Origin of the sequence: Paenibacillus sp. FSL R5-0473, from assembly GCF_038004565.1 — a bacterium.
Lineage (GTDB): Bacteria > Bacillota > Bacilli > Paenibacillales > Paenibacillaceae > Paenibacillus > Paenibacillus amylolyticus.
Map to the genome: position 1 here is coordinate 1,624,494 of NZ_JBBORL010000001.1, position 13,003 is coordinate 1,637,496.

At 47.7% G+C, this 13,003-nt stretch carries 12 protein-coding genes; all 12 read left to right on the forward strand.

Translation table 11 applies throughout. From position 1 onward, the window contains the following. Positions 1–25 precede the first annotated feature (25 nt). The 12 genes from MKY28_RS07145 (at position 26) to MKY28_RS07200 (ending at position 12,650) form a co-directional block, all read left to right on the forward strand. Positions 26–820 (forward strand): CheR family methyltransferase, encoded by a 795-nt coding sequence (locus MKY28_RS07145; protein WP_047843560.1) that lies wholly within the window; start codon positions 26–28, stop codon positions 818–820. Positions 821–998: 178 nt separating this feature from the next. Beyond that, positions 999–2,168 (forward strand): chorismate synthase, encoded by a 1,170-nt coding sequence (gene aroC, locus MKY28_RS07150; RefSeq protein WP_017687707.1) that lies wholly within the window; start codon positions 999–1,001, stop codon positions 2,166–2,168. A 1-nt stretch (position 2,169) separates the two neighbouring features. After that, positions 2,170–3,264, forward strand: coding sequence for a 3-dehydroquinate synthase (gene aroB / locus MKY28_RS07155; RefSeq protein ID WP_036607679.1), 1,095 nt, complete (start codon positions 2,170–2,172; stop codon positions 3,262–3,264). Positions 3,265–3,269: 5 nt separating this feature from the next. After that, positions 3,270–3,647 (forward strand): chorismate mutase, encoded by a 378-nt coding sequence (gene aroH, locus MKY28_RS07160; RefSeq protein WP_036607677.1) that lies wholly within the window; start codon positions 3,270–3,272, stop codon positions 3,645–3,647. 503 nt (positions 3,648–4,150) lie between these two features. Continuing rightward, a complete protein-coding gene (gene trpE, locus MKY28_RS07165; protein WP_036607674.1) occupies positions 4,151–5,719 on the forward strand; it encodes an anthranilate synthase component I in 1,569 nt (522 codons plus the stop codon). Between the two features lie 68 nt (positions 5,720–5,787). Then, positions 5,788–6,828: an anthranilate phosphoribosyltransferase gene (gene trpD / locus MKY28_RS07170; protein WP_091034830.1), complete on the forward strand. Its 1,041-nt coding sequence runs from the start codon at positions 5,788–5,790 to the stop codon at positions 6,826–6,828. Next, positions 6,818–7,606, forward strand: a complete 789-nt coding sequence (gene trpC / locus MKY28_RS07175) for an indole-3-glycerol phosphate synthase TrpC (protein ID WP_340935425.1) — start codon at positions 6,818–6,820, stop codon at positions 7,604–7,606. Before trpD ends, trpC begins: the two co-directional genes overlap by 11 nt. Positions 7,607–7,641: 35 nt before the next feature. After that, complete coding sequence (locus tag MKY28_RS07180; RefSeq protein WP_340937853.1) at positions 7,642–8,343, forward strand: phosphoribosylanthranilate isomerase; 702 nt, start codon at positions 7,642–7,644, stop codon at positions 8,341–8,343. Beyond that, positions 8,340–9,539, forward strand: coding sequence for a tryptophan synthase subunit beta (gene trpB, locus MKY28_RS07185; RefSeq protein ID WP_047843556.1), 1,200 nt, complete (start codon positions 8,340–8,342; stop codon positions 9,537–9,539). The genes MKY28_RS07180 and trpB overlap by 4 nt, the downstream gene beginning before the upstream one ends. Then, complete coding sequence (gene trpA, locus MKY28_RS07190) at positions 9,536–10,342, forward strand: tryptophan synthase subunit alpha (protein ID WP_340029067.1); 807 nt, start codon at positions 9,536–9,538, stop codon at positions 10,340–10,342. The genes trpB and trpA overlap by 4 nt, the downstream gene beginning before the upstream one ends. A gap of 86 nt (positions 10,343–10,428) precedes the next feature. Then, on the forward strand, positions 10,429–11,529 hold the full coding sequence (hisC, locus tag MKY28_RS07195) for a histidinol-phosphate transaminase (protein ID WP_340029068.1): 1,101 nt from the start codon (positions 10,429–10,431) through the stop codon (positions 11,527–11,529). A 26-nt stretch (positions 11,530–11,555) separates the two neighbouring features. Continuing rightward, positions 11,556–12,650, forward strand: coding sequence for a prephenate dehydrogenase (locus MKY28_RS07200; protein ID WP_017687717.1), 1,095 nt, complete (start codon positions 11,556–11,558; stop codon positions 12,648–12,650). Positions 12,651–13,003: the final 353 nt, after the last annotated feature.

Consider the following 13,003-nt stretch of genomic DNA (forward strand, 5'->3'; position numbering starts at 1 on the left):
TTATTAGCCAAAAGGGTGATACACGATGCTGGAGCAAGAACAACTACTAGACCCGGATTACACCGGATTCATTCGTAAAATCAAAGAGAGCACAGGCATTGATCTTGCTCAATACAAGGAAGGCCAGATGAAAAGAAGGCTGACCACACTTCGCAACAAAAACGGGTTTCATACATTTTCTAACTTTTTTGAAGCTATGCAGAAGGATAAATCATTGTTTTACGAATTCCTTGATCGTATGACGATTAACGTGTCGGAATTCTGGCGTAATCCCAATCGTTGGGAAGTGCTGCGGGACGAGATCCTGCCTGAGCTGCTGGGGTCCAAGCGTCGTGCTAAAGTTTGGAGTGCGGCCTGTTCAACAGGTGAAGAACCTTATACACTTGCCATGATTCTGGACACGATGGGCATTTTGAAGGACAGCTCCATTACGGCAAGTGATCTGGATGAAGGTGCATTGGCCAAAGCCAAGGAAGGGCGTTATATGGAACGCTCGCTTAAGGATGTGCCAAAGGAAACGGCGAACCGTTACTTCAAGCAGGATGGCTTGGTATACCGTATTGATGAGCAACTCAAAAATTCGATCAAGTTCATGAAACAAAATTTGCTGGTGGACCGTTTTGACGATGGGTACGATCTGATTGTGTGCCGAAATGTCATGATCTATTTTACCGAGGAAGCCAAAAACCTGTTGTATCACAAATTTGCAGCAAGTTTGCGTCCAGGCGGTATTTTGTTTGTGGGTAGTACGGAGCAGATCTTCTCCCCGGGACAATATGGTCTGGAGACAGCAGAGACATTCTTCTATCGGAAAAAATAATGATAATGGTTGTTCAGCCGTCTGAAGCACATGTACATGTGTTCAGGCGGTTATTTGTATACCAAGTACAAGAAAGCGCCGACTTTCTTGTCAAAGCCGGTCAGCTATACTATAATAAGCAAAGAAATTATGGGATTTTAGCAATGTGAAGTTTAACAGTTTAAAGGGGGAACGTATTATGAGTTTACGCTATTTAACCGCAGGGGAGACGCACGGACCCCAATTGACCGCTATTATTGAAGGATTGCCAAGTAATTTGACGATTGATTTTGAAGAACTGAATTTCCAGCTTCACCGCCGCCAAAAGGGATATGGCCGTGGACGCCGGATGCAGATTGAGAAGGATCAGGCGAATTTCGTTGGTGGTATCCGTCACGGATATACAACAGGTGCTCCGGTAGCGCTGGTTGTTCAAAATAACGACTGGAAACATTGGCAGAATATTATGAATATTGAGCCGATTGAAGGCAGTGACGAAGAGAAACGTCGCGTTCATCGTCCTCGTCCCGGACACGCTGATCTGAACGGTGGACTCAAGTATAATCTTAAAGACTTGCGTAACGTACTGGAGCGCTCCAGTGCACGTGAGACAACGGTACGTGTGGCATGTGGTGCCATTGCACGTCAATTCCTGGCTGAATTCGGAATCAAGGTAGCTGGACGTGTACTTCGCATTGGAGAGATCGAAGCTCCGTATCAGGACCTTCCGATTGATGAACTGATCGCAGTAACAGAAGCTTCCTCTGTACGTGTTACGGATGCTGAGACAGAGAAGAAGATGGAAGCCTACATCGACCAGATTAAACAAGAAGGCGATTCCATCGGAGGAATAGTGGAATGTATCGTTGAAGGTGTACCTATTGGTCTTGGTAGTTATGTTCAATACGATCGCAAACTGGATGCACGAATCGCTCAAGGCGTAATGTCCATTAATGCATTCAAAGGTGTAGAGATTGGTATCGGATTCGAAGCCGGAGTTATTCGGGGATCACAGGTGCATGATGAAATCATGCATACGGATGAACGCGGCTACCACCGGGCAACCAACCGTCTGGGTGGATTCGAAGGTGGTATGACAAACGGTATGCCAGTCGTTGTACGTGGTGTGATGAAGCCGATCCCAACGTTGTATAAGCCACTGCAAAGTGTCGATATCGATACAAAAGAAGCATTTACGGCTCAGGTTGAGCGCTCGGACGCTTGTGCTGTACCAGCAGCGAGTGTGGTTATGGAGCATGTTGTAGCGTGGGAAATTGCCAAAGCATTCCTGGAGAAATTCGGCGGGGATTCCATGGAAGAGATCCGTGCTAATGTTGCTAGTTATAACGCTCAACTGGAGAATTACTAATATGCGTCAGCTGACGGTACAGTTGGAGGAACGCTCATATCCGATTCTGATTGGCAGCGGTCTATTGGCACAAGCCCCTCAATATTTTGAGCAATATGGGTTGACCAAAAAAAGTCCGTTACTCATCATTACAGATGAAAATGTGGCTCCCAAATACTTGTCAGGTTTGGAGCAAACGCTGCGTACGGCTGGTTATACAGTCGTATCGGCGGTTGTACCCTCTGGTGAAACATCGAAATCCCTTTCGGTGTACCAGGATATGATGACCGTTGCGATCGAAGGCAAACTGGATCGGAGTTCTGCGATTCTGGCCTTAGGTGGTGGTGTCGTAGGTGATCTGGCTGGTTTTGTTGCCGCTACATATATGCGTGGAATCAAGTTTGTTCAAGTACCTACAACGATTTTGGCGCATGACAGCAGTGTAGGCGGCAAGGTGGCTGTCAATCATCCGCTGGCCAAAAATATGATTGGTGCATTCCACCAGCCCGAGCTAGTGCTCTATGATGTGGACACACTTCAATCCTTGCCGCCACGAGATGTATCGGCAGGGTTGTCAGAGATGCTGAAGCACGGGCTGATCCGTGATGAGGCTTTTGCACATTGGTGTGAGGAACATGCGGAAGAACTGCTTGCGCTTAATCCGGAAGCACTTGGATACGGCTTGGAACGTGGATGTGGCATTAAGGCGGAGATTGTATCCAGAGACGAACGTGAAAATGGAGAACGTGCGTTGTTGAACCTGGGACATACGATTGGTCATGCCATTGAAGCGATTGCCGGTTATGGAGAATTTCTGCACGGAGAAGCGATCTCGATCGGTATGGCTGGATCAGCATTGCTTGGTGAGAAGCTTGGTGCGCCAGCAGGGCTCTATGAAGATACGGTCCGCATGTTGCGTTCACTTCGCCTTCCAACAACGATGCCTGCGCATCTCGACACGGATGCATTAATGGAAGCGATGATGCATGACAAAAAGTTCCGTGAAGGTCATATGGTGTTTATCATTCCTGATCGGATTGGGGCTGCAAGAATTGTGAAGGACGTACCTGTGTCGGCAGTTCGGGACGTCATTGAAATGCTCAGGAAGGGAGAATAACAGCGATGGTCACACGGGGAATTCGCGGGGCTACAACAGTCACGCAGAACAACGAAGAACAGATTTTGAAGGAAACGGCAGTATTGTTGCAGGAGATCGTGGATCGCAATGAGATCCAACCGGAAGATATCTGCAGTGTGTGGATTACGTTAACTGGGGATCTAGATGCTGCTTTCCCGGCAAAAGCTATTCGCCAACTGGATGGCTGGGAACTCGTACCACTAATGTGTGCACTGGAGGTTCCTGTTAAAGGTGCCTTGGCGCAGTGCATTCGTTTCATGGTGCATGTCAATACAAACAAAGCTCAGAATGAAATCAACCATGTGTATCTGAACGGTGCACAGGCATTACGTCCGGATTTGGCAACACCTTCTGGTTCTTAAGTAGTGGGTTGTCAAACCGATCATAATGATGTATAGTGAGAACCAGTTGAGTAGAGTAGAGATTGAGCTGAGAGCAGCTGAGCTAGTGGAGTATATAGCAGAGTCCAGTGGGTGGTAACCGGGGCAACAGAAACCGGTCAACTGATTCACGGTACGTCGTGCTACGGAATAGGTAACAGGAACAGGGAAAACAAACGTGTCATAGGACATCTTTTGTTTTGATATATTTTGGTACAAACACAATCAATGCACTTTCCTATATTTTACGTAATATTGGAATGAGTAGTTGAAGTGTTATAACTGATATATTTTTCCGAATTGGATGATGTGAGATGCATCAATTCAGCGACCTGTGAATAATCCGACAGCGAAGTATAGGGACTTGTTATTTATGAAGCATCACCCTGTTAAATACAGCTTATAACCAAACCTCTACCTGATGGTAGAGGTTTTTTTGTACATATAACCTTTTCTTCTACCTAAATCTGAAAGGACGTGATCTGATGATAACGCCAAACGTTAATCAAGTACTGAAAATGTCGAATGAGTATAATCTGATTCCGGTAGTCAAACGGATTCTGGCAGATATGGAGACTCCGATTCGAATATTCCGCCGTTATGCTGACAACGACCGGGCATTCCTGTTGGAAAGTGTAGAGGGGGGTATCCAATGGGCGAGATACTCGTTCATCGGTACAGATCCGTTCCTGATGATTTCGGCCAAGAAGGGCCGGATTGTTGTAGAAGAAGCAGGGAAGACTCGTGAATTGCCAGGTAAACCGATCGAAGAACTGAAAGCACTGCTACGTAAGTACCGCAGTCCAAAAGATGATGAACTGCCACCATTCACAGGTGGGGCAATTGGTTTCTTCGGATATGATCTGCTGTCCTATTATGAGAAACTTCCAGCTCACGCGCTGGATGACCTGAATATGGATGACATTCGCTTTATGTTCTGTGACCAGATTATCGTGTTTGACCATGTGAAGCAGCAGATGCTGCTCGTTGGTAATGTACACGTCAAGGACGGTGCAACGGATGATGAGATACGTCAAGCGTATGCAGTGACTTCGGAGAAGCTGGAGCAGGCGGCAGAACGTTTGCAGCAGCAGGGACCAGGGGAGAACCTGAATCCGCGTTCCATTCCGGGAGACGTGGAACTGGGGGATATTCGCTCCAACCTCACGAAGGAGCAATTTATCGGTAATGTAGAGCAAGCCAAAGATTACATTCGCGCAGGTGATATTTTTCAAGTGGTATTATCCCAGCGTTTCCACATTGATACGGAAGTTTCTCCGCTTCACGTGTATCGTGTGCTTCGGACCCTGAATCCATCACCTTATATGTACTACCTCAAAATGGATGATGAGATTATCGTGGGTACTTCGCCAGAAGCGCTGGTCAAGGTGGACGGGAATCGTGTGGAGACACGACCGATTGCAGGTACACGTCCAAGGGGGGCAACAGAAGCGGAAGATCGTGCACTCGCTGCTGATCTGCTCCAGGATGAGAAGGAACGCGCGGAGCATCTGATGCTGGTTGATCTGGGTCGTAACGATCTGGGCCGGGTATCCAGCTTCGGCAGTGTGAAGTGTGACATGTTCATGGAGATTGAACGGTATTCTCACGTTATGCACATGGTATCCAACGTTACGGGCGAGCTTAGAGAAGACAAGGATTTCTTCGATGCGTTTCTCTCATGCTTGCCAGCGGGTACTGTATCCGGAGCACCGAAACTGCGTGCAATGGAGATTATCGCGGAACTGGAGAAAGAGGCACGGGGTGCTTATGCAGGAGCCATCGGATACCTTGGTTTCTCGGGTAACATGGACTCCTGTATTACGATTCGTACGATTATTTTTAAAAAAGGAAAAGCATATGTACAGGCTGGAGCGGGAATCGTATGGGATTCTGTGCCTGAGAATGAATATGAGGAAACGGTTAACAAAGCTAAAGCATTGCTCAAGGCGATTCGAACAGCAGAAGCAATGTTTCCTGCCAAAGAAAAGGACAGCACTTTGAGACTGGCGAATGCAGACTACTTTGTCACACCAGCGGCCGCTAAGAACTGAGAGAGGAGAGACCGGAGATGAACATAAACCCAATAATGAATGAGAACCCTGTAACCCCTATTGCTGAGATTACTCGTGAGGAAGGCATGAAAAATGGCCTGGCGAAGATTCTAGAGGGCAGCCATCTGGAGCAAGCCGAAGCAAGAGATTTGATGTACTCGATCATGAGAGGTGAGGCAACGCCGGCTCAAATCGGAGGTTTGCTGATGGCGCTACGGATGAAGGGTGAAACGGTAGATGAGATCACCGGTTTTGCTGAAGCCATGCGTGGTCAGGGCGGACGAATTCTAACGGATGGCAGCGGCTTGCTGGACACTTGTGGAACAGGTGGATCGGGTATTCACAAATTCAACATTTCCACAGCATCCGCGATCATTGCTTCGGCCGTCTCGGTTCGGGTCGCCAAACATGGCAACCGTTCAGCTTCAGGCAAAGCGGGTAGTGCAGATGTATTAGAGGCACTCGGTGTAAATATCCATCTGAACGGGGAGCAGGCCAGACAATGTCTGGATGATATCGGAATCTGCTTCTGTTTTGCCCAGGTATATCACCCTTCCATGCGACATGCAGCAGGACCAAGAAAAGAGCTGGGGGTTCGTACCATTTTCAATATGCTCGGACCGTTAACGAATCCTGCGGGAGCAGATCGCCAACTGCTTGGCCTGTATGATCGTTCCCGGACGCCGATGATTGCTGAAGTACTGAATCGTCTTGGTCTCAAAAGAGCGTTGGTTGTGGCCAGCCATGATGGTCTGGATGAAATCAGTATTTCGGCACCAACTCAGGTATCCGAACTTCGCAATGGTGAAGTGCACACCTATGATATTGATCCACGTGATATGGGTTTGTCTCTGCATCCGCTCGAAGCGGTACTTGGAGGAGATGCGGCACAGAATGCCGAAATTATTAAGAGGATCTTCCAGGGTGAGCAGAGTGCCTATCGTGATGTCGTTCTGTTGAACGCCGGAGCGTGCATCTATGTATCCGGTCTTGCAGATAGCATTGCTGAAGGGGTGACACTTGCCGCAGAAGCGGTAGATTCGGGCAAAGCTGCCGGGAAGCTTGAACAGTTAATTCATACAACGGAGGCGTACAGTCATGTATCTTGATCGAATCGTTGCAACCAAACATAAAGAAGTTGAAGTTCTTGCACAGACATTTCGCATGGATGAAGCTATCCAAAAAATCGAACAACTACCCGCAACTCGGGGGTTTGAAAAAGCATTATCAAGCGGACGCAATCGCAAACTCGGCCTTATTGCTGAAGTGAAGAAGGCTTCGCCATCCAAAGGGTTAATTCGTCCGGATTTTCATCCGGTAGAGATTGCTACTGCTTATGAGCGAGCGGGTGCAGACTGCATCTCCGTATTAACAGATGTGTCATATTTTCAAGGCAGCAACGAGTACTTGCAGGCTATCCATCAAGCAGTGAACATTCCGCTATTGCGCAAGGATTTTATTATAGATGAACGACAGATTGCCGAGGCAAGATTACTGGGTGCGGATGCGATACTGCTGATTGCCAGCATTCTGACACCTGAACAGATTCGTCAATATCTGGAATTCGCCAAAGGTTTGGGGCTGGATGCCTTGATTGAAGTCCATGATCGAACAGAACTGGAGCAGGTATTGGAGATTCCGCAGGCAACACTTGTGGGCATCAACAATCGTAATTTGAAAACATTCGAAACCAGCCTGAACACGACACTGGATTTGATGGAATTGATTCCAAGTAGCGTTACCTTGATTAGCGAAAGTGGTATTGACGGACCAGAATCAACAGTACCTCTGATCCAGGCCGGTGTTCATGGTATTCTCGTAGGTGAGCATCTCATGCGCAAGGATGATGTCGAGGCGGCTGTATATGATCTGATGGGACCCAAATGATGAATACTTCCATACACGATGGCACAGGCGACAGTATGTCAGAACTGAGAAACCCGCTGCCAGCGGCCGTAAAAATATGTGGACTTCAGGACGTTGAAGTGCTAAAATCGATGATAAACTTGCCTGTGGATTACATTGGTGTTGTTTTTGCCAAATCACGCCGCCGAATCGAACCCGAGCAGGCTGCTGCATTAAGAACGGTGTTGTTCGAATGGTCTACCTATGATCGGCCGAAGCTTGCGGGTGTATTTGTGAATCCTACGCTCGAAGAACTGGAACACATTATGGACATTGCTCAGCTGGATGTTATTCAACTGCATGGACAGGAGACTGCGGAATTTTGCCAGCAGGTGAAGCAGCGGTGGAATGCCGCAGTGTTCAAAGTTTTTTCTTTTCCCAAAGATGAAACGGGACCGGAAGCTGATGATGCAGCCATAAGGGCTCTTGATACTTATGATAAATTCGTGGATGCGATATTGCTTGATACCCATGATCCTCTATATGGAGGGGGCTCCGGGAAAACGTTTGCCTGGGAGCGAATCTCTGCCTATGCTGAATGGGCGAAAAGTCGCGGAATTGCTCTGTTCGTTGCAGGAGGGTTGCAGCCGGACAATGTACAACAACTAATACAGACATATGCACCTTTCGGCGTCGATGTATCCAGCGGCGTGGAGACTGAAGGTGTGAAGGATATTGCCAAAATTACAGCATTCGTAGAAAGGGTGAAGCAGGCATGACACATCAATTGCCGGATCAACACGGGCGTTTCGGTCACTTCGGAGGCCGCTTTGTACCTGAGACACTAATGAACGCACTTATTGAGTTGGAGGAGGCATACAGCCACTTCTCTGAAGATGAGGAATTTAACAAGGAACTGAACTATCTGCTAAGCGAGTATTCTGGACGTGAAACGCCATTGTATCATGCAGAGCAATTGTCACGCCGATTGGGCGGACCGAAAATTTATCTAAAACGTGAAGATCTCAATCATACAGGCGCGCACAAAATTAATAACGCCATTGGACAAGGTTTGCTTGCCAAACGGATGGGCAAAAAGAAAGTTATTGCCGAGACGGGTGCAGGTCAACATGGCGTTGCGACCGCAACCGTAGCCGCATTGCTTGGACTGGAATGCAAAGTATTTATGGGCGAAGAAGATACAGAGCGTCAGCAGTTAAACGTATTTCGGATGAAGCTGCTCGGAGCAGAAGTGATTCCGGTGACGTCTGGAACACGGACACTGAAGGATGCTGGTAATGAAGCACTTCGCTACTGGGTCAGCAATGTGGAGGATACATTCTATGTGCTCGGATCAGTCGTTGGTCCTCATCCATATCCGATGATGGTGCGGAATTTCCAACGTGTGATTGGTGATGAGACCCGTCGTCAGATTCAGGAGATCGAAGGGCGTTTGCCGGATGTAATTGTAGCCGCTGTTGGTGGAGGAAGTAATGCGATCGGTATGTTCTATCCATTTATCGGTGATCAGGATGTGAAACTTGTTGGTGTTGAAGCCGCAGGCAAAGGGGTCGAAACCGAGTATCACGCTGCAACGATGACCAAAGGCACGCATGGTGTATTCCAGGGATCTATGAGTTACCTGTTGCAGGATGAGTATGGACAGGTTCAGCCAGCGCATTCCATCTCGGCCGGACTTGATTATCCGGGTGTTGGTCCAGAGCATTCCTATCTCAAGGATATTGAACGGGCAAAATATGTACCGATCACGGATCAGGAAGCACTGGATGCCCTGCAACTCCTATGTCGGACGGAGGGAATCATTCCTGCTCTGGAGTCTGCACATGCGGTTGCCCAAGTTGTCAAACTGGCGCCTGAACTTACAGCAAATGATATTGTAGTCATTTGTCTGTCGGGACGTGGAGACAAGGATGTTGAATCCATCATGAAATACACGGGAGGTGACTTGGGATGAATCTGATGGACCAGACCTTCCAGCAATTGAAGGAACAGAATCGTACGGCACTTATTCCATTCTTAACCGTGGGAGACCCGGATGTGGACACAACGATTGATATCATCAAGGAGCTTGAACAGGCTGGAGCGGATATTTTGGAACTGGGTGTTCCCTATTCCGATCCGCTTGCAGATGGCCCAGTCATTCAGCGCGCTTCCGAACGTGCGCTGAAAAGCCAGATTACCATTCGTACTGTTATGGAAACCGCTGCAAAAGCTCGTAAGGCAGGTGTGAAACTGCCGTTTGTACTGTTCACCTATTATAATCCGGTATTGCAGACAGGCCTGGATGTATTCTTTGATGAATTGGTCAAACACGATATTAGTGGCATGATCATTCCGGACCTGCCAATTGAGGAAGCGGAAGAGATGCGAGAACGCGCAAATCGTGCTGGTGTGCATCTGGTGCCGCTTGTTGCACCTACATCTAATGCCCGGATTGAGCGGATTGTAACGGGCGCGAGGGGCTTTATCTATTGTGTATCATCCCTTGGGGTAACCGGAGAGAGAGCTTCTTTCTTTGATGGCGTAGAGAGCTTTATTGAGACGGTGAAAAGTCTGACAGACCTCCCTGTTGCGGTGGGTTTTGGTATCTCTAGTCATGAGCAGGTAGCACATTTCTCCCGCATCTGCGATGGCGTTGTTGTAGGTAGTGCCATTGTTCGTCAGGTGGAAGATGCGATTCCTCTGCTTGAAAATCCGGATACGCGTGTAGCGGGACTGTTGCAAATTCGCAACTTTGTGGCACAATTAAAGGGATAGAGATGTCCTGAAAGGACATCTTTTGGACACGTAAGGTGCACGCTGATTCGTGTCTAACATTATTTCAATAACAGGAGGCGGTCGGGTTGAAACCGAAATCCCAGATTGTCAATCTGCCTGTGTACCAGCCGGGCAAACCGATTGAAGAAGTGAAACGTGAACTGGGGCTTGAACAAGTCATCAAGCTGGCCTCCAACGAAAACCCGTACGGCAGTTCTCCTGCCGCCCTGGAAGCCATTACGAGAGAAATGACTAATATAAGCATATACCCAGACGGTAGCTCGGTTGAGCTGACGGGAGTTCTTGCCAAGCATCTTGGCGTTGAACGGAACAACTTAATATTTGGTTGTGGTTCCGATGAGATTATTGCTTTGATCACGAGAGCTTTCTTCTTGCCGGGTGACGAGACCATCATGGCAGATCAGACATTTTCTGTATATAAAAGCAATGCAGATATTGAGGGTGCCGTGTCCATCGAAGTGCCTCTGAAAGATGGCACGCATGATCTGAGCGCGATGCTCGCGCAAATTAACGACAAAACCAAAGCAGTATGGGTGTGTAATCCAAATAATCCGACAGGTACGATTATCTCCGAGCAGGAACTTACAGCCTTTATGGACCGTGTGCCTGCTCATGTGATGGTCATACTGGACGAAGCTTATTATGAATTCGTAACCGATGAAGCATACCCGCAAAGTATACCATTGATCGAACGGTATCCGAACTTGGTCATCCTGCGGACATTCTCCAAAATTTACGGTTTGGCTTCGCTCCGGATCGGATATGGTATTGCACGTCCCGAAATTATTGATTTGATTAACCGTGTACGTGAACCGTTTAACACCTCCCGTTTTGGACAGGTTGCGGCAAAAGCTGCACTACTGGATCAGGATTTTGTTCAAGAGTGCTCGAAGCGGAATGCAACGGATCGGGATTACCTGCAAAATGAATTTGCACGTCTCGGATTGTCGTATTTCCCTTCACAGGGTAATTTCATTATGGTTGACCTGAATATGCCTTCGGCAAATGCGTTCCAATCCTTGCTCAAACAAGGCATTATCGTTCGCTCAGGATTCAACGTATACCCAACTTACATTCGTGTGTCCGTCGGAACATCAGAACAGAACCGTGTATTTGTCACGGCACTGGAGAACACGCTGGCTGAGAAGGCGGTAGCACGCCCTTAATACTGGCGATGAAAGAGTGAGGACCCATGAAACTAAAAATTGCAATGATTGGTGTAGGACTCATCGGCGGTTCACTGGCGCTCTGCTTCAAAGGCAAGCCAGATGTAACCGTGATGGGCTACGCCCACTTGGATGAACTGAAGGACAAGTACATAGCGAGCGGTGTAGTGGATGATGCTACGCTCTCTCTGGAAGAAGCGGTAGAGGATGCCGACTTTATTTTTTTGTGCGTTCCCGTAGGTTTGCTTGAATCCTATTTCGAAAAGCTCTCCAAGCTGCCATTGAAAAAAGGATGTATCATCACGGACGTAGGAAGCACTAAAGCTTCCATTGCCGCTTGTGCCGAGCATGTGCGGTTAACTGACGCTTACTTCATTGGTGGTCACCCTATGGCGGGGTCGGAGCGTGCAGGCGTAGATGCGGCCTCAGCCGTGTTATTTGAGAATGCATACTATGTCTTAACCCCTTCAGAACATGTACCTGAGGAAGCCTACAGCAGGTTGTCTGAGCTGCTTGCGTATACGCGGGCACAGATCGTGCGTGTGGAGCCTCTGCTGCACGATGACATCGTGGGGGCGATTAGTCATCTGCCACATGTTATTGCTGTTGCACTGGTGAATCAGGTGCGTGAATATAATGAGTCGAATCCACTGTATAAAATGCTGGCTGCGGGTGGTTTCCGGGATATTACCCGGATTGCGTCCAGTGATGCGATTGTGTGGAGAGATATCTTGCTTAGCAACCGTGATGTACTGCTGGGCTTGCTTAAGGACTGGAATAGCCAAATGACGGCCTTTACGGATATGCTGGAGCATAAGAACGGTGAAGGCATAGAGGAGGCATTCCGTCAGGCCCGCGAGTTCCGCAGTATATTACCAGAACGACGCAAAGGCATGATTTCGCCGTTATTTGATCTATATACTGATGTCCAGGATGCACCGGGTATGATCGGTAAGATCGCAACTGAGCTTGGGGCGAATGACATCAACTTGAGCAACTTGGAGATTATCGAAAACCGGGTGGATGTGCCGGGCATTATGCGTCTGTCTTTCCGTCAGGAAGAAGATATGGAACGAGCCAAGACGTTATTGGATTCCTTAGGCTATCAAGTGTGGATATAAGACGAGAAAGAGGGCGAAAGCCCTCTTTTTTGTGAGGTTATATTGGAGTTGTTATGTGATTTTCAGTCACAGAAAAAAAGGATGTATTATCCTGATTTACCGAAAGATATAATTAATTCAAACAATTTTACTGAAAGTGTTGACAAAATGAAAACGTATACATATAATAAGGGTACAGTATGGTTTCTCTCCACTCCTATCCAATAACTGTATTGCTCCACGTGAGCAATGGCCGCTTATGTAAGCGGTCTTTTTTTTGTCTTAAAAAGTTATGGGAAAGGCATTGATATGTTAATAGTTACATTTGAACTTACATCCTCTATTTACATCTCCCTCCTTAATCTGTTAGGATA

What these genes read in the sequence shown, in the direction of transcription:
- trpE (WP_036607674.1), top strand. Translation starts at nt 4,151, where the DNA reads ATGATAACGCCAAACGTTAATCAAGTACTGAAAATGTCGAATGAGTAT.
- MKY28_RS07145 (WP_047843560.1), top strand. Translation starts at nt 26, where the DNA reads ATGCTGGAGCAAGAACAACTACTAGACCCGGATTACACCGGATTCATT.
- trpA (WP_340029067.1), top strand. Translation starts at nt 9,536, where the DNA reads ATGAATCTGATGGACCAGACCTTCCAGCAATTGAAGGAACAGAATCGT.
- trpB (WP_047843556.1), top strand. Translation starts at nt 8,340, where the DNA reads ATGACACATCAATTGCCGGATCAACACGGGCGTTTCGGTCACTTCGGA.
- MKY28_RS07200 (WP_017687717.1), top strand. Translation starts at nt 11,556, where the DNA reads ATGAAACTAAAAATTGCAATGATTGGTGTAGGACTCATCGGCGGTTCA.
- aroB (WP_036607679.1), top strand. Translation starts at nt 2,170, where the DNA reads ATGCGTCAGCTGACGGTACAGTTGGAGGAACGCTCATATCCGATTCTG.
- trpC (WP_340935425.1), top strand. Translation starts at nt 6,818, where the DNA reads ATGTATCTTGATCGAATCGTTGCAACCAAACATAAAGAAGTTGAAGTT.
- MKY28_RS07180 (WP_340937853.1), top strand. Translation starts at nt 7,642, where the DNA reads ATGTCAGAACTGAGAAACCCGCTGCCAGCGGCCGTAAAAATATGTGGA.
- aroH (WP_036607677.1), top strand. Translation starts at nt 3,270, where the DNA reads ATGGTCACACGGGGAATTCGCGGGGCTACAACAGTCACGCAGAACAAC.
- aroC (WP_017687707.1), top strand. Translation starts at nt 999, where the DNA reads ATGAGTTTACGCTATTTAACCGCAGGGGAGACGCACGGACCCCAATTG.